The organism is Glutamicibacter sp. 363 (assembly GCF_052379505.1).
Classification (GTDB): Bacteria; Actinomycetota; Actinomycetes; order Actinomycetales; family Micrococcaceae; genus Glutamicibacter.
Genome location: NZ_JBQSYR010000001.1, coordinates 20,410 through 37,713, shown reverse-complemented (window position 1 = coordinate 37,713; position 17,304 = coordinate 20,410). Strand labels below are relative to the sequence as shown.

Below are 17,304 nucleotides of genomic sequence, written 5' to 3'. Positions count from 1 at the left end.
AGGATGGCCATTTCGATGAGCTTCTACCCAAAGGTCACCACCGACCCGACCGGTTCAACCCCGGCTTCACCGCGTTTCCCAGAAATTGAGAAGCGCGTCCTCGAATACTGGAAGAACGATGATACCTTCCAGGCCTCCATCGACCAGCGCGAGGGCGAAGAATTCGTCTTCTACGACGGTCCGCCCTTCGCCAATGGCCTGCCGCACTACGGACACCTGCTCACCGGCTACGTCAAGGACCTGGTAGCCCGCTACCAGACCCAGCGCGGCAAGCGCGTCGAACGCCGCTTCGGCTGGGATACCCACGGCCTGCCGGCCGAGCTGGAAGCCATGAAGCAGCTGGGCATGACCGACAAGCAGCAGATCGAATCCATGGGCATCGACAAGTTCAATGACGCCTGCCGCACCTCGGTGATGAAGTATGCCGACGAATGGCAGAACTACGTCACCCGCCAGGCACGCTGGGTCGACTTCGAAAACGACTACAAGACGCTGAACGTCGAGTACATGGAATCGGTCATCTGGGCCTTCAAGCAGCTCAGCGACAAGGGGCTGACCTACCAGGGCTTCCGCGTCCTGCCGTACTGCTGGAAGGACGAGACCCCGCTGTCCAACCATGAGCTGCGCATGGATGACGACGTCTACAAGAACCGCCAGGACCAGACCGTCACCGTGGGCTTCACCGTTCTTGCCGGTGAAACCGCGGCATCCCAGGCGCTGGCCGGTGTGCAGGCCCTGGCCTGGACGACTACCCCGTGGACCCTGCCAACCAACGCGGCACTGGCGGTCCACCCAAGCATCGAGTACGTGGTGGTTCCGGCAGGCGAGGCCGGAGTGAAAGCCTCCGCGGCAGCCGGGCCGTTCCTGCTGGCCCGCGACCTGCTCGGCTCCTACGCCAAGGAGCTTGGCTACAAGGATGTGAAGGAAGCGGCCGCCGCCATCACCGCCAGCTACCAGGGCTCCGAGCTTGCAGGCGTGCGCTACGCGCCACTGTGGGACACCTTCGCCGACGTGGAGAAGTACGAAACGCAGAACGCCTGGCAGATCGTCACCGCGGACTACGTCACCGTCGCCGACGGTACCGGCATCGTGCACCAGGCCCCGGCCTACGGTGAAGATGACCAGAAGGTCTGCGAAGAGCACGGCATCCCGGTGATCCTCTCGGTGGATGAGGGAGCGAAGTTCCTGCCGCTGTTCGCCGGCGGACCGCTGAACGACATCGCGGGCGTGCAGGTCTTCGAGGCCAACAAGACCATCACCAATGTGCTCAAGGAAGACGGCAAGCTAGTCAAGCAGGCCTCCTACGAGCACTCCTACCCGCACTGCTGGCGTTGCCGCACTCCGCTGATCTACCGTGCCGTCTCCTCGTGGTACGTGGAAGTCACCAAGATCAAGGACCGCATGGTCGAGCTCAACGAGCAGATCAACTGGATCCCGGGCAATGTCAAGCACGGTCAGTTCGGCAAGTGGCTGGAAAACGCCCGCGACTGGTCCATCTCGCGCAACCGCTACTGGGGTTCGCCGATCCCGGTCTGGGAATGCTCGGGAGCCGAATGCACGCACCGCGAGGTCTTCGGTTCGCTGGAAGAAATCAAGAACTTCTTCGGCCGCCTGCCGCTGAACCACGAGGGCCAGCCGGATCTGCACCGCCCATTCATCGACGAGCTGACCCGCGCCCACGAAGGCTGCGCCGAGTCCGGCACCCTCACCCGCGTCGAAGACGTGCTGGATGTCTGGTTCGACTCCGGGTCGATGCCCTACGCCCAGGCGCACTACCCCTTCGAAAACAGCGAATGGTTTGATTCCGGGCACCACCCGGCGGACTTCATCGTGGAGTACATCGGGCAGACCCGCGGCTGGTTCTACACCATGCACGTGCTGTCCACCGCGCTCTTCGACCGCCCCGCCTACACGAACGTGATCTCCCACGGCATCGTGCTCGGCTCAGACGGGCAGAAGATGTCCAAGTCGCTGCAGAACTACCCGAACGTCACCGAGGTCCTGGACCGCGACGGCGCCGACGCCATGCGCTGGTTCCTGATGTCCTCCCCGATCCTGCGCGGCGGCAACCTGGTTGTCACCGAACAGGGAATCCGTGACGGCGTGCGCCAGGTGCTGCTGCCCTTGTGGAACGTGTGGCACTTCTTCAACCTGTACACCAACTCCGCGAACAACGGGGCCGGCTACGAGGCGAAGCGCTCGCACAGCTCCACCGATCCGCTGGACCAGTACATGCTGGCCGCCACCGGGGCACTGGTCCGCGAGGTCACCGAGGCGCTGGACGGCTACGAGGTCTCGGAAGCCACCGAAGCGGTGCGCCACTACATGGACACGCTGACCAACTGGTATGTGCGCCGGTCCCGCCAGCGCTTCTTCGAAGAAGACACCCAGGCCTTCGACACCCTGTACACGGCGCTCGAAACCCTGGTGAAGGTCGCCGCCTCGCTGCTGCCGCTGGCCAGCGAGGAGATCTACCGCGGGCTGACCGGGAAACGCTCGGTGCACCTGACCGATTGGCCAGAGGCCGCGGATTTCCCGGCAGATGCCCAATTGCTCGAAACCATGGAAACCACCCGCAGAATCTGCTCGGTGGGCTCCTCGCTGCGCAAGGCGAAGAACCTGCGCGTGCGCCTGCCGCTGGCGGAGTTGAAGGTGGTGCTCACCGACGCTGCCCGCCTGGAAGGCACCTACGCTTCGATCATCAAGGATGAGCTGAACCTGAAGAGCGTCACGCTGATCGACGCCGAAGGCGTGGACACCGCCAGCTACGGCATCAGCCAGCAGCTGGTGGTCAACGCCCGCGCCGCCGGCCCGCGCCTGGGCAAGTCCGTGCAGCAGGCCATCAAGGGGGCGAAGTCCGGTGACTGGTCGGTGACCGACGGTGTGGTTACCGCCGGCGGCCTGGAACTGGCCGAGGGCGAATACGCCTTGGACACCGTGGTGGATGAGGCAGCCGAAATCGCCGCCGCGGTCATCGACGGAGGCTTCCTGGTGCTCGATACCGAGGTCACCACCGAGCTGGCCGCCGAGGGCACCGCCCGCGATATGATCCGTGCGATCCAGTCCGCCCGCAAGGAAGCGGATCTGCAGGTCTCGGACCGTATCCGCACGGTCATCACCGCCTCCGCCGAGGTGGTGGCGGCGCTGGAATTGAACCGCGAACTGCTGAGCAGCGAAACCTTAACCGCCCAGCTGGACCTAGTTGCCAACGGGGCGCTAACCGAAGCGAAGATCGAAGTGGAGCCCACCGTATGAGCGATCTAGAACGCGTTTACGCGCAACTGCTGGCGCGCGCGCCGGAAAATAAGATTGAACCGCGCATGGAACCGATGTTCCGTGCCATGGAGATCCTCGGCGAACCGCAGAAGTCCTCCCCGGTCATCCACATCACCGGGACCAACGGGAAGACCTCCACCGCGCGGATGATCGAGTCCCTGCTGCAGGCACACGATATCCGCACCGGCCGCTACTCCTCGCCGCACCTGGTGAAGGTCACCGAACGGATCAGCATCGATGGGGAACCCGTTGACGATGAGACTTTCGTCCGCGTTTGGGATGAGATTTCACCGTTCCTGGACCTGGTGGATGCCGAATTGACCGAGCAGGGCGAAAACCGGTTGACCTACTTCGAAGCGGTGACCATCCTGGCCTTCGCGATCTTCGCCGAGGTTCCGGTGGAGGTGGTGGTGCTGGAGGTAGGCCTCGGCGGAATCACGGACGCGACCAACGTGGCCGATGCCGAAGTTTCGGTGATCACCCCGATTTCCTTGGACCACACCGACCTGCTGGGGGATACCCCGGGACTGATTGCCGAAGAAAAGATCGGGATCCTCAAGCCCGGCGGTTACCTGGTCTCCGCGGTCCAGCCGGTGGACGCGGCGGATGTGCTGCTCGCCAAGGTGCGCGAGCTTGAAGTTCCCGTGGCTTTCGAATCGCTGGATTTCAAGCTCATCGAGCGCACCATGGGCGTTGGCGGCCAGGTATTGGCCATCGAGGGGCAGGCGGCTCGCTACGAGGAGATTTATCTTCCGCTCTACGGCGCGCACCAGGCACAGAACGCCGTCGTGGCGCTGGCAGCGGTCGAGGCCTTCCTCGGCGGCGGAGAACGTGAACTGAATATCGACCTGGTCCGCAACGGATTCGCCGCAACGACCAGCCCGGGCCGCCTGGAACTGGTGCGCAGCGCGCCCAGCGTCCTGGTCGATGCGGGGCACAACACGGACGGCCTCAAAGCCAGCGCCGAAGCCATCAAGGAATCCTTCGGGTTCTCCCGCCTGGTGCTCATGGTGGGGATCCTGCGCGAGAAGGACGCCGAAGCGATGCTCTACACCATGCGTGAAGAGTACGGCGATCTGGTTGATGACCTGTGCCTGACCCAGTCTTCCTCGCCGCGGGCCATTCCCGCGGGGGAGCTGGCCACCCTGGCAGTCGATGCCGGGTGGCCCGAAGAAGACCTGCATGTCACCGAGAATCTTGAAGACGCCGTGGAATGGTGCGTTGGCCGTGCAGAGGCCGGGGATGACCTGGCCGGCGGCGTCCTGGTGACCGGTTCGATTACACTGGTGGGCGAAATCTCACTACTGCTCAAGGGAGGGCAGAACTCCTAATGGCCAAGCTAACTAGGGCGCAACGCGAATGGCACCCGGGGATGAAGAAAAAGCAACGCTCCACCAAGGTGATGTTTGCTTCGACCGTATTGACCTGCGAGGCGTTCCTGGCAATCTTCGTCACCTTGGCCGCCTTCGGGCTCAAGCGTGCCGAACCAGCACTGGTGCTCAGCCTCGGCGCCGCAGTGGCGGTACTGTGCATCATCACCTGTGCGTTGCTCCGCAAACCGGCAGGATACCTGATCGGCTGGATCCTGCAGGTGGTCTTCTTCCTGTGCGGGTTCATCTTGGTGGACATGTTCTACCTGTCGGTCTTCTTCGGACTTTGCTGGTGGTACGCGCTGAAGAAGGGCGGGGAAATCGACGTGGAGAATAAGCGTCGCGCGGCCGCTCAGCAGGAGTGGGACCGCGCTCATCCGAACGTAGAATCTTAAACAGACCAAAAGTATCAAAGAACAAAGAGGTAGAAACATGACCGAACGTACTCTCATTCTCGTCAAGCCAGACGGTGTGAAGCGCGGCCTGACCGGCCAGATCCTTGCCCGCGTCGAAGCGAAGGGCTACAGCATCGCCGAGCTGAAGCAGCTGAACGCTTCGCGCGAGGTGCTCGCCGAACACTATGCCGAGCACGAAGGCAAGCCATTCTACGAGCCACTGGTTGAGTTCATGCTCTCGGGACCGATCGTCGCCATCGTTGCCGAAGGCCACGGCGTGATCCCAGGTTTCCGTTCGCTGGCGGGAACCACCGATCCAACCACCGCCGCACCGGGCACCATCCGCGGTGACTTCGGCCGCGATTGGGGCCTGAAGGTTCAGCAGAACCTGGTTCACGGTTCGGACTCCGTCGAGTCCGCGGAACGTGAGATCGGCATCTGGTTCGGTAAGTAGACCGCTCAAGTCCCTCTCGCACGAGAGGAGGAAATCCCCGTGGGGATCCACTAGTGACGTGGATCCCTACGGGGATTTTTCGGTTCCGGAAACGCTGGACAGCAAATCGGTGGAGCAGCCTGAGGGGGCTTGGCGGCGCGGAGCATGGCGGACGTGGAGTCTATCCGATGGATCCGGCGGGACACTATGTGTAGCTGATCAATAAGCCGCATCTCTGGGCAGCTGGCCCGAGTGCGTGGCAGGGCCCTAGAACCAGTCGTCGAGGGAGTTGTGCGCATGCGGCAGCAGGGCCGCACCGGTGGCCGGCGAAGAGCCCCATAAGGTTTCCGTTGAAGGACGCAGCGAAGACTGGCGGATCGAATCATAATCATCTTTGGAGATCATGACGACAGATTCTCTCGGGGACCTGGAAACGGAGACGACAGCATGCTCGGAGACTACGTTGTCGACAAGACTCGAGAAATTCTTTAGTGCTTCCTCATAGCTGAAATTCAGCATGAGTACCTCCCAAATATCGCGGTGAGCGCCTGACGGCACTTCGAGTTTGAGTAGAAGTGTGTCCCGAACTAGCGCTTCGTGCTCCCTGCTGATCGAGCGACGGGGCAGTGGCAAGAATTCTCAAGGAGTTGCTCTTGCCACTTCAATACACATCTTTCACTTGAGTCACATTAAACACATCCGTCTATGAAAGCGCAATGTTGCGCGTCATCATGTGGCGGCTTCAGTCGGTAGCAAGCCGTGCAAAGAGCAAGGAATCGCGGCGTCGATCGCGAACGAGTTTATGCTCGCGCAAATGCCCTTCGTAGGCGAACCCGGCCTTTTCCAGCACGCGTCGGGAGGCCAAATTCTCGGGGGCGCAAGTGGCTGTGATGCGGTGCAGATCCAGGGAAGAAAATCCAAGATCGAGCAGCATCTTCGTTGCCAGCGTGGCGTAGCCGCGACCCCAGAATTTGCGATTCAGGCTATAGCCCAGTTCACCGCGGCGGTGGTCCGCATCGGTGCTCCACACCGCCGCGCCTCCGATCACCTGTTCATCGACGAGGACCGCCAACGTCAGCGCTTGGCTGTTGGGCAGGCTGGCTTCTAAGAGATACTGCCGGGTCTGCTCTGCGGAATTCGGACCCCACTCGGCATATCGGTAGACCATGGGGTCCGTGGCGTACTCGTGGACCGCTGCGAAATCCGAAGCCCGGTATCGCCCCAACGACACCCCCTCGCGTGTGGCGATCACTTCTCGATCGGGTAAAGTCACCGAAATTCCTTTCTGGAGGGGAAGAAAAAGGTCTTGGCCTCATCCAAGGGATGAGGCCAAGACCGGAGGCAAGGAAACGCTAGCTATTGTCTGCGCTAGGCGCAGGCTCTGGGTTAGCGGTTTCTTTGGCTTTTTCTACGAGGCTTGGCTTCTCCTCGGGTTTGACCTTCTCTCGGATGTCTTTTTTCGCGTCATCCACCGCATCCGAATTATCGCGATCGGTCCACACCTTGATCACTGCCCACGCTGCGGCGGTCAGCGGCACGGACAGCACGGCGCCGATAATACCTGCAAGTACGGTACCAGCGGTCAAGGCCATCAAGACCACCAGCGCGTGCAAGTTCAGTGCGTTTGCCATCACCACCGGCTGCAGGAAGTTGCCCTCCAGCTGATTGACCAGGATGACTGCGGCCAGCACGATCAGGGCTACCACAGGACCGTTGGTGACCAAGGCGATCAGGGTAGCCAAAATGCCTGCCACGGTGGCACCAACCATCGGAATGAACGAACCGAGGAACACGATGACGCCCAGGGGAAGCGCTAGCGGAACCTGCAGGATCAGCAAGGTTGCGGTAATGCCCAAGGTGTCCACCGCGGCCACAGTAGCGGTTCCTCGAATATAGCCGCCGAAGGTGCGCAGCGCCCGGTCACCGGAAAGGATCCACTTATTGCGGTAGTGCTTGGGCGTCCAAGACACTGCAAAGGCCCAGATCCGGTCGCCATCTTTCAGGAAGAAGAACAAGATCACCAGGAGCAAGATCAAGCCCGTCACGAAGCTACCTGCGGCACTGAGCGTGTTCAGAGCGCCGGTGCCGAATTGGGAACTGGTCAGGAACGAGGTCACCGTGTCCACGACGCCGTCGATCTGGCTCTGATCGATGGACAATGGCATATTGCCGATGATTCCCTGCGCCATGTCGTTGAGCTGATTGAAGCCTTCGACCGCTTGGTCGACCAGCTTTGGCCATTCCTTGATGACCGAGAAGACCAACCCGGTGCCGATGCCGCCGAGCACCAACAGGGAGCTGAGGAAGACGATCCAGGCGGAGATCAAGGGAGAAAAGACCTTGCGAAGCTTCAGCACCAAGGGCCACAGCGCGCACGAGATAATCACTGCAAGCAACGTTGGAATGACGATCATCGTCAGACGTAAGAGTCCGATGATGAAGAAGGTGGTTAAGGTGCCAACGATCAAGACCTGGGCGCTGCGGATACCGAGGCGCCCGAGCATGTCCGTCCACAGGGAATGCACGGTGAAGTTTGGCTTGGTAACCTCTGACTCGCTGAGCAATTCACCTACCGGAGGTTCCGGGGTCGGTGCCGGAGCAGCCGGTGGCTTGCGCTTGGGTAGCTTTAGTTTGCGGAGAAAATCCATTGGTGCTCCTTGAGGCTGATACTAACTAGCTCCAACAATAGGCTAACGAGTTGATTAGGAATTGCCACAACGCCGAGGAAACGTCATTTCGGCGCTGGCTTTCGCTTTTACGCTCACAAAGCACATGAAAAAGGGGTGTTTCTCCACCTAAGGTTGAAGAAACACCCCCATTTCCAAATTCCCGGATTAGCGGCCGAAATACTCGTCAGCCAGCAGGCTCATCAGAATGCGGTCGTGGAACGCCCCATCGTGAAAACCAGCCTGGCGGTTTCGCCCTTCCTCGCGGAACCCGGCGCGGGAGAACGTGCGCAAAGCCCGCTCGTTATAGGCCCAGATCCCTAGCCCGACCCGGTTCAGCCCCATTTCGCGGAAGCCGAAGTCCACGATCATCTTGGTTGCGACCGTGCCGTATCCCTGCCCAACATTGGAACCGCCGATCATCAGCATGAGGTCCGCCGAACGGGCCGGGGCGTTGAAATTGTAGAGTGCGGTGTGGCCGATTAACGTGTCGTCGGGCAACGTAATTGAAAGGCCTACACCATCCTTGGTGCCTCGGTTCAGGCTCCAGCTCTTGAATAGGTTTGCGGCTTCGACGCCGGGATGCGGAAGTACGATATTTCCCTGCAGCGCCATGAATTCCGGGCTATTCCACCATTGGGCCAGGATCGAGAGATCTTCATCCTGTAGTTCGCGTAGCCGGATCGTGTCCGAAGTCAGTAGATTGATGCCGTAATCTTGGGCGTTTTCTGTATTCCATTTGTGGCTTCCCATGACCCTAATCTAGTCGCTTTAGCTTGGAGCCGGGTGACCTGCCTCATTTTAAAGTCTCGTGCCTAGGCGTGGGATGCGGCGTAAAGTCATCGATAAATTGCGTGTTCATCAGGTTTCTAGCGGTACAGCTCCGCCGCGGCCTTTCGCTGATAGCGGGAATTAGGTCCGGCGGCGTGCCGCTCGATCCGCCAGCGCAGCCGTCAGCGCCCCAACAATATAGGCCAGAAGATCCATCGCTGCGAAGCCAGTGCCCAGTACCAACCGCGAGGGAGGAAAGAGGGCCGCAGCCTCTCGCGGCAACGAGGTGAGCTGAAGCAGCTCTACCGCCACGCACCACCCTAGCGCCCAGGCCCCGACGGTGAGCCAAGAGCGCGTTGGGACAATGAAGGCGACTACTACGTAGATCAGCGCCGCGTATAGGACCCCGCCGGCCAGGTCGGCGACGAGCCCCCAAGGCAGAAAACGCAGGAACAAGCCAAGGGGGACCAGCGCACAAGCGCTGATCCCCAAAATGATTCGGCGCCGGGTGAGGCTATCCAAAGAATGCGTTCGGGAAGCGGAGGACGATGGATGCGATAACCAAAACCCAAAGGATCGCAACGACGATCCAGCTCCATTCCTTGGCGAACTTCTTCACGCCTTCGGATGCGGGGATGACTCCGTTGACGATATTGCGCGACGTGGTGAAGACGAAGAGCGGAATCATCATCGCCCACACGACCATGCAGTAGGGGCACAAGGCGTTGATCTCATACAAAGCCTGGGACCATAGCCAGGCGATGAACGCCATGGCCAGCGTCACTCCGGACTGCACTCCAATCCAGAACCAGCGGTGGAACTTTGCGCCGGCCAGCAGCGCCATTCCGATGGTAATCAGCACGCCAAAGAGGACGATGCCCAAGAGCGGGTTCGGGAAACCGAGCAATTGTGCTTGGTCGGATTTCATGACGGTGCCGCAGGAAACCCAGGGGTTGATATCGCAACCGGTGATGTAGTCGGGGTCTTTGTAAAGCTCGAGGCGTTCAAGGACTAGGATCCCCGAGGCGACCCAAGCAATCGTGCCGGTGAGCACGGCGAATATTCCGAAGCCGCGTTCTTTTGCCCACCAGGGCAACACGCCCGAGTTCTGAGGACTCTCAAGTGATGAAACCATGTCTTGACTATTCCATATGTTCAGACGAATGCGGGTCATTGCGCACCTTGCTTTTCACATACTATGAAGCTTTTCTGTGCAATATATATGAGCTGGTGAACTAGCGATGAACGAACTATGAGAGAATGGAAGAGGTTGTTCGCGGATCCACAGTCTGCTTTCAACCCGACGACAGACTTTTGAAACGACAGATCGTCAAGCGATGCATCGCTTCGGTTGAGTGCCCATTACGTGCGCCTCCCGTAGGAATACCGCGGATCGTAGGGCTGCAAAGGAAAGCAGCCGGTTTTCAATGGCCACGTTGAACCGCAGCTAGTTCTCTTGAATCGGAAAATTGATTCAGGACAGAACCCAGATGCGGAACACACAAGGACTTTTGTGTCTGGCCGACTCACGAAGACGGCCGAAAGACACGTGACGAATGTTGTTTCAGCCTAGGCACCGTCTGTGGAGGTCGCCGAAGCGGGATTTAAACTAGGAGCACGCGAATTTAAATGAGCGCATCAAATCAGCGAAAAGGAGGGGCACAGGGAAGTAAGCGAGGCAATCGTTCAACACGAGCCCGCCGTACCACTGTAGCCACCACCCCATCACGTCCATTGCGGCGTGCGTTGACCCTGGCAGAGCTAAATGCCGCAGCCGGAGTCGAAGAAAGCCCATACCGTTGGCGCGCAACGCGTCGTACCCAGGTATCCACTCCTGACTCGGTCAAGCGCATGAGCCGCCAGGCCGAACGCCGTCAGCAGGTCGCCCGCGACACAGTCGAACAGGCAGCCGCGGCCTCCGAGGAAGTGGCTTCCACCGAGGCTCCGGTGACCACCGCAGCCCAGGCACCGGAAGAAACCGGCATCAAGCTGGCGCCCGCGGTGACCGAACCGGCAAAGGGTGCCGAGGTCTTCGAGTCTTCGGCCGAGGATCATACCGGTGCACTGCTAGCCGAACACGGCAGCTCCATGATCATGAACCCGTTTGCGATCCCGGAAGCAGCGCACACGGTGGTGCAGCATGTGGTGGCGAACACCGCCAAGCCGGAAACTGCACCCGCCTCGCGCCAGAAGGACGAGGATCTGGAAGCAGACGATGTGTCCTCGCGCCGCCGCCGTCGGCGCCGTCGCGGCGATGTCGATCTGGAGGTCGATGGTGGTTCGCAGGACGATCCGCCAAACACCGTCACCCGTGTGCGCGCTCCGCGTGCCAGCGCCGATGCGCATATCCCCGCATCGGACCGGGTCACCTCGGTGCGCGGCTCCACCCGTTTGGAAGCCAAGCGCCAGCGCCGCCGCGAATCCCGCGAGACCGGCCGCCGCCGTCCGGTGATCACCGAGGCCGAGTTCTTGGCTCGCCGCGAATCGGTGGAACGCAAGATGATCGTGCGTCAGCGCGAGGACCGCATCCAGATCGGCGTATTGGAAGATGGCGTGCTCGCCGAGCACTTCGTCTCCAAAACCCAGCAGGATTCGCTGATCGGCAACGTGTACCTGGGCAAGGTGCAGAACGTGCTGCCATCCATGGAAGCCGCCTTCGTCGATATTGGGCGCGGCCGCAACGCTGTGCTGTACGCCGGCGAAGTCAATTGGGATGTCGCAGGGCTGGAAGGCCAGCCGCGTCGTATCGAAAACGCGTTGAAGGCCGGGGACTCGGTTCTCGTGCAGGTCACCAAGGATCCGGTGGGCCACAAGGGCGCACGGCTCACCAGCCAGGTTTCCCTGCCTGGTCGTTACCTGGTCTACGTGCCGGGCGGTTCGATGACCGGCATTTCCCGCAAGCTTCCAGACGTGGAACGCCAGCGCCTGAAGAAGATCTTGAAGGACCACTTGCCGGAGAACGCGGGCGTCATCGTCCGCACCGCCGCCGAAGGCGCCTCCGAAGAAGAGCTGACCAATGACATCAACCGGCTGCGCGCCCAGTGGGAAGGTATCGAGGCGCAATCTTCCTCGACCAAGACCCTGGCCCCGGAGCTGCTGTACTCGGAGCCGGATCTGACCATCAAGGTGGTGCGAGACGTCTTCAACGAAGACTTCACCAAGCTGATCGTCTCCGGCGAACAAGCTTGGGACACCATCGAGGCCTATGTCATGTACGTGGCCCCGGATTTGATGAGCCGCCTGGAGAAGTGGGAGCAGTCCGAAGATATCTTCAGCAACTTCCGCCTCGACGAGCAGATCAACAAGGCACTGGATCGCAAGGTTTTCCTGCCATCGGGTGGTTCGCTGGTTATCGACCGCACCGAAGCGATGACCGTGATCGATGTGAACACCGGAAAGTTCACCGGTTCCGGCGGCAACCTCGAAGAGACCGTGACCAAGAACAACTTGGAAGCGGCCGAGGAAGTTGTCCGCCAGCTGCGCCTGCGCGATATCGGCGGCATCATCGTCATCGACTTCATCGACATGGTCCTGGAAGCCAACCGCGACCTCGTGTTGCGCCGTCTGGTCGAGTGCCTGGGCCGGGATCGGACCAAGCACCAGGTCGCCGAGGTCACCAGCCTTGGTCTGGTGCAGATGACCCGCAAGCGCATGGGCACCGGCCTGCTTGAGGTCTTCGGCGAGTCTTGCGAGGCATGTGCCGGCAGCGGCTTCGTCACGCACGAAGAGCCGGTCGAGCACCGCAAGTCCTTCAACGCTTCGGGCGAAGTGCACGCTAAGAAGTTCGCGGAGAAGTCTGCGGCTCCTCGCTCCGAGCGTCGTCGCCGTCGCGGCAACGAACGTGAAGAGCCGAAAGCCAACGAGCATGGAACCGAGAACGCCGAGGCAGAGGGCGGGGAGCAGCACGAGGCGACCCGCAACGCGCTGGCAAATATTGCTGCCGCTTCGCACCTCGATCAGCCAGCCGAATCGGGATTGAAGTTCGATGGGGCTACCGTGCCGGTCGCCAAGGCCGCAGCAGCACCTTCGGATGCCGCTGCCGAGGATGCCTCGGTGACCCTGGAAGCTCTGGAAGCAGCTTTGCCCGGGGGAGAGGAAGCCGAAGGCGCCGAGCAGCACGAGGGCGGGCGCAAGTCACGCCGTCGTTCACGTTCGCGTTCCCGTGGCCGCGGCCAGGGCGAGCAGGCGCAAGCCAGCGAGCAGAGCGCGGATGAATCCTCCACGCCGGAGGTCGAGCCTTCACCGGCGCAGGCCCCGGTTGCGGAAGAGCAGCCTGCACCAAGCGCACGCAAGCGCGGCTCCCGTCGAGCCACACGTGCTCAGAGCGAGTCGGTTGCGCCGTCAAGCGGTTCGGACCAGCCAACGCTGACCGGACTGGCGATGCCCGCCTCGCAGGCCGAGGTTGCCGCTGCTGCGGCCATCACGGAGGGCAAGCCGGCCGCAGCAGCTGCTGCGGCCCCACAGAGTTCCACGCAGCCAAAGCGTCGCAGTCGTCGGGCCACCTCGGTCCAGGGCGATGCGCATGCAGAGGTTCGCGTGGCGGAGGTATCCGCTGCCACCGGTTCGGTGGTCCAGATGGATACCAACAGTGCACGAAACGAAAAGCCAGCCGAGGCTGCCGGGCAACCGGTTATGCTCGGAGTTGGGGTTCCGGTTCGTGAACTGAAATAGATGAACTTGATCACGCTTCACCCGCTGGGGCAGTTTGTATTTGCCCCAGTGGTGTGGACTAGCGTAATCTGGTTCATCGGTGCTAAACGCCAAGATCACGGATTTCTGATCCGCTCGGCGTCAAGGCACAAGCGCATGAGATCCCTGAATAAGGTGCCTGATTTATCAGGCGTCCGGGTTGATTTCTGCGCCGGTAAGACAATAAACGTCGAGTAGAAGCGAGTACCCACGTGGTGTACGCAATTGTCCGCGCAGGCGGCCACCAGGAGAAGGTTTCCGTTGGAGACCTCATCACCGTAGACCGTCTTCAGGCTGCCCTAGGTAGCTCTATTGACCTTCCAGCCTTGCTGTTGGTAGATGGCGAGAAGGTAACTTCCGCCGCTGCCGACCTGGCTAAGGTCAAGGTCACCGCTGAGGTTGTAGAAAACCTTCGCGGCCAGAAGATTGTTATCCAGAAGTACAAGAACAAGACCGGTTACAAGAAGCGCCAGGGCTTCCGTGCCGCTCTGACCAAGGTCAAGGTCACCTCGATCGCCTAATTTGGGCTGATCGTACTAACCATTTTTGTAGCGAAAGAGGCTAAAAGGCATGGCACATAAGAAAGGTGCGAGTTCCACTCGCAACGGTCGCGATTCCAACGCACAGTACCTAGGCGTAAAGCGCTTTGGCGGTCAGGATGTCAAGGCAGGCGAAATCATCGTTCGCCAGCGCGGCACCCACTTCCACCCAGGCGCCGGCGTAGGCCGTGGCAAGGATGACACTCTGTTCGCTTTGGCTGCTGGCGCAGTCGAGTTCGGCACCCGTCGTGGTCGCCGCGTGGTGAACATTGTAACTGCTGCCTAATTTAGGCGACAGACAATTTTTTGAGTGCACAAGGGGTGGGCCGATTTCGGTCCGCCCCTTGTGTGCGTATAGATAGACTTTAAGCGAGTAGTAACTCGCACCCCCGTTATAGGAGAAGATGGCCCCGTGGCTGCATTCGTTGATCGCGTAACTCTAAATGTCACCGCAGGTAATGGTGGCCACGGTTGTGTGTCCATCAAGCGCGAGAAGTTCAAGCCCCTAGGCGGACCGGACGGGGCAAAGGGCGGAGACGGCGGAAATGTCATCTTGCGCGTTGACCCGCAGGTCACCACGCTGCTTGAATTCCACCACCTGCCACACCGCAAGGCCAACAACGGCGAGCCCGGCCAGGGCGGACTGCGCCCCGGCAAGCAGGGCGAAGACCTGGTCCTCGGCGTGCCTGCGGGCACCGTGGTCAAATCCAAGGATGGCGACATCCTTGCGGACCTGGTCAAGACCGGCGATGAGTTCCTCGCCGCACAAGGCGGCATGGGCGGACTGGGCAACGCGGCCATCGCTTCCGATAAGCGCAAGGCCCCAGGGTTCGCCCTGCTCGGTACCCCGGGCACCGGCCAGGAAGTAGTCCTGGAACTTAAGTCCGTCGCAGATATCGCGCTGGTGGGTTACCCCTCGGCCGGTAAATCCTCGCTGATCGGCTCGATCTCCGCGGCACGTCCAAAGATTGCCGACTACCCATTCACCACGCTGGTACCCAACCTGGGCGTCGTGCAGGCCGGCGAAGTGCGCTTCACCGTCGCCGACGTGCCCGGGCTTATCCCAGGTGCCTCCGAAGGCAAGGGGTTGGGCCATGAGTTCCTGCGCCACGTCGAGCGTTGTGCCGCGATCGTGCACGTGCTGGACTGCGGCTCGCTGGAGACGGACCGCGACCCGATCCACGATTTGGAAACCATCGAAGCGGAACTGGCGGCCTATGAAGCCGACTCCAGCTTCGCTGGAACCGACGGCACTAGCGTTGCTTTGACCGAGCGCCCGAAGCTTATCGCGCTCAATAAAGTAGATATGCCCGACGGCTCCGACATGGCTGAATTCGTGCGCCCAGAGCTCGAAAAGCGCGGCTACCGCGTCTTTGAAATCTCCGCACTGGCACGTAACGGATTACGCGAATTGACCTTCGCCATGGCTGAATTGGTAGAGCAGGCACGCTCCGAGCGTGTCGAAGAAGCCCCGATCGTGGAAGTTCCGATGCTGCGTCAGCGCACCGGCAAGAAGACGGAATTCACCATCCGCCGCGAAGAGGTGAACTTCGAACCACTCTGGCGAGTGATCGGTGAAAAGCCTGAGCGCTGGATCGTGCAGACCGACTTCCGTAACGACGAGGCAGTCGGCTACCTGGCAGACCGCCTGGCTAAGCTGGGTGTTGAAAACCAGTTGTTCAAGGCCGGCGCCAAGCCAGGCGACGCGGTTGTTATCGGCGCCGAAGATAACTCGGTAGTCTTCGACTGGGAGCCAACCATGGCCGCCGGGGCCGAATTGCTCGGCTCGCGCCGTGGCGAGGACATCCGTCTGGAAGACCGAAACCGAAAGACGCGTGAAGAGAAGCGCGCCGAGCATGATGAGCGTCGCGCGGCGAAAGCCGCCGCACGCGAAGAGCTTGAAGCCGAGCGTCGGGCGGGCATTTGGACCGAATCGGTACATGCGAAGAACGCTGAACGCGCTGCTCAGAATCGGGCAGCAGATAAGGAAGACTAAGTATGAATGTGCGAGCAACTAAGACATTATCTTCAATTTCCTCACTTCGAGATCTACCCCAAGCAAGACGCGTCGTCGTAAAGGTGGGATCCAGCTCGTTGACAACTGTCAGCGGCGGGATCTCCCACGAGCGGTTGAAGTTCTTGGCAGATACGCTCGCACACACGCTGCATGATGATACCGAAGTTATTTTGGTTTCCTCTGGCGCTATCGCCGCCGGACTGTCGCCGCTAGGACTGGAAAAGCGTCCGAAAGACCTTGCCACCCAGCAGGCGGCAGCGGCCGTAGGCCAGGGATTGCTGCTGGCGCAGTACACCCAAGAATTCGCAAGACACGACATCAATGTCGGTCAGGTGCTGCTGACGGCAGATGATCTGATGCACCGCAACACGTACACCAATGCGCTGCGCTCGCTCACGCGCTTGCTGAACCTGGGCGTGCTGCCAATCGTGAATGAAAATGATGCGGTAGCTACCCGCGAGATTCGTTTCGGCGACAATGACCGACTCGCCTCGCTGGTCGCCCACCTGATCAAGGCCGATGCGCTGTTGCTCTTCTCCGATGTTGACTCGGTTTATGACGCGCACCCGGAGGACGGCGGAAGCCGCATCTCGCATGTGGGCCATCCCGACGAGCTCGACGCTGTTGACTTGGGCACTCCGGGAGCGGCCGGCGTCGGCACCGGTGGCATGATCACCAAGGTCGACGCGGCCACCATGAGCGCCTCGGCGGGTATTCCGACGCTGGTGACCAGCACCGACAATGCCGCCAGGGCGCTGGCGGGCGAAGACGTGGGAACCTGGTTCGCCGCGCGCAACACGCGCCGCTCGGCCCGTGACGTGTGGTTGGCGCACCTAGCCTCCTCCGAAGGCCGCCTGGTCCTGGACGCCGGTGCGGTGCGTGCCGTGGCGGACGGAACAAATTCCTTGCTTGCCGCGGGCATCACGTCGATTCGCGGAGAGTTCGAAGCCGGGGACGCAGTGGAAATCTGCGATTCAGAGGGCAACATCATTGCTCGTGGGCTAGTGAACTACTCGGCCGAAGAACTTCCGGAAATGCTTGGACGCACTACCGTCGAACTGGCCGAGTTGCTCGGCGAGGGTTACGACAAAGCCGTAGTACATGTCGATGATCTGGCCTTGATCTAAGGAGGCCAATAGAATGGGAGA

At 60.9% G+C, this 17,304-nt stretch carries 15 protein-coding genes; 9 read left to right on the top strand and 6 right to left on the bottom strand.

What is annotated here, in order from left to right; translation table 11 throughout:
- Window positions 1-15: 15 nt before the first annotated feature.
- The 4 genes from ileS to ndk are packed head-to-tail and all read left to right on the top strand — an operon-like array spanning window position 16 to window position 5,495.
- Entirely contained in the window at window positions 16-3,255 is a 3,240-nt protein-coding gene (gene ileS / locus ACT3UA_RS00195; protein ID WP_096285301.1) for an isoleucine--tRNA ligase, read from the top strand.
- Window positions 3,252-4,607, top strand: a complete 1,356-nt coding sequence (locus tag ACT3UA_RS00190; RefSeq protein WP_096285006.1) for a bifunctional folylpolyglutamate synthase/dihydrofolate synthase — start codon at window positions 3,252-3,254, stop codon at window positions 4,605-4,607. Before ileS ends, ACT3UA_RS00190 begins: the two co-directional genes overlap by 4 nt.
- Window positions 4,607-5,041 (top strand): DUF4233 domain-containing protein, encoded by a 435-nt coding sequence (locus tag ACT3UA_RS00185; protein WP_096285004.1) that lies wholly within the window; start codon window positions 4,607-4,609, stop codon window positions 5,039-5,041. Before ACT3UA_RS00190 ends, ACT3UA_RS00185 begins: the two co-directional genes overlap by 1 nt.
- Window positions 5,042-5,078: 37 nt before the next feature.
- Entirely contained in the window at window positions 5,079-5,495 is a 417-nt protein-coding gene (gene ndk, locus ACT3UA_RS00180; RefSeq protein WP_096285002.1) for a nucleoside-diphosphate kinase, read from the top strand.
- Between the two features lie 246 nt (window positions 5,496-5,741).
- On the opposite strand, the gene ACT3UA_RS00175 is transcribed toward ndk, so the two are convergent.
- From ACT3UA_RS00175 to ACT3UA_RS00150, 6 genes are all read right to left on the bottom strand, one after another.
- A complete protein-coding gene (locus ACT3UA_RS00175; RefSeq protein WP_096285000.1) occupies window positions 5,742-5,993 on the bottom strand; it encodes a type II toxin-antitoxin system Phd/YefM family antitoxin in 252 nt (83 codons plus the stop codon).
- A gap of 223 nt (window positions 5,994-6,216) precedes the next feature.
- Complete coding sequence (locus tag ACT3UA_RS00170; protein WP_217990357.1) at window positions 6,217-6,747, bottom strand: GNAT family N-acetyltransferase; 531 nt, start codon at window positions 6,745-6,747, stop codon at window positions 6,217-6,219.
- Window positions 6,748-6,826: 79 nt separating this feature from the next.
- On the bottom strand, window positions 6,827-8,122 hold the full coding sequence (locus ACT3UA_RS00165) for an AI-2E family transporter (RefSeq protein WP_096284995.1): 1,296 nt from the start codon (window positions 8,120-8,122) through the stop codon (window positions 6,827-6,829).
- A 186-nt stretch (window positions 8,123-8,308) separates the two neighbouring features.
- Window positions 8,309-8,893 carry a GNAT family N-acetyltransferase gene (locus ACT3UA_RS00160; protein WP_096284993.1) on the bottom strand — a complete coding sequence of 195 codons (585 nt, stop codon included), beginning with the start codon at window positions 8,891-8,893 and terminating at the stop codon, window positions 8,309-8,311.
- Window positions 8,894-9,052: 159 nt separating this feature from the next.
- Complete coding sequence (locus ACT3UA_RS00155) at window positions 9,053-9,433, bottom strand: ribosomal maturation YjgA family protein (RefSeq protein ID WP_176484125.1); 381 nt, start codon at window positions 9,431-9,433, stop codon at window positions 9,053-9,055.
- A complete protein-coding gene (locus ACT3UA_RS00150; RefSeq protein WP_096284989.1) occupies window positions 9,426-10,046 on the bottom strand; it encodes a vitamin K epoxide reductase family protein in 621 nt (206 codons plus the stop codon). Before ACT3UA_RS00150 ends, ACT3UA_RS00155 begins: the two co-directional genes overlap by 8 nt.
- A gap of 494 nt (window positions 10,047-10,540) precedes the next feature.
- Between ACT3UA_RS00150 and ACT3UA_RS00145 the strand changes: the two genes are divergently transcribed.
- From ACT3UA_RS00145 to proB, 5 genes are all read left to right on the top strand, one after another.
- Complete coding sequence (locus ACT3UA_RS00145; RefSeq protein ID WP_096284987.1) at window positions 10,541-13,582, top strand: Rne/Rng family ribonuclease; 3,042 nt, start codon at window positions 10,541-10,543, stop codon at window positions 13,580-13,582.
- A gap of 230 nt (window positions 13,583-13,812) precedes the next feature.
- Window positions 13,813-14,121, top strand: coding sequence for a 50S ribosomal protein L21 (rplU, locus tag ACT3UA_RS00140; RefSeq protein ID WP_096284983.1), 309 nt, complete (start codon window positions 13,813-13,815; stop codon window positions 14,119-14,121).
- Window positions 14,122-14,170: 49 nt separating this feature from the next.
- Window positions 14,171-14,425 (top strand): 50S ribosomal protein L27, encoded by a 255-nt coding sequence (rpmA, locus tag ACT3UA_RS00135; RefSeq protein ID WP_096254657.1) that lies wholly within the window; start codon window positions 14,171-14,173, stop codon window positions 14,423-14,425.
- A 126-nt stretch (window positions 14,426-14,551) separates the two neighbouring features.
- Complete coding sequence (gene obgE / locus ACT3UA_RS00130; RefSeq protein WP_096284981.1) at window positions 14,552-16,135, top strand: GTPase ObgE; 1,584 nt, start codon at window positions 14,552-14,554, stop codon at window positions 16,133-16,135.
- A gap of 2 nt (window positions 16,136-16,137) precedes the next feature.
- Window positions 16,138-17,283 carry a glutamate 5-kinase gene (proB, locus tag ACT3UA_RS00125; RefSeq protein WP_096284979.1) on the top strand — a complete coding sequence of 382 codons (1,146 nt, stop codon included), beginning with the start codon at window positions 16,138-16,140 and terminating at the stop codon, window positions 17,281-17,283.
- Window positions 17,284-17,304 lie beyond the last annotated feature (21 nt).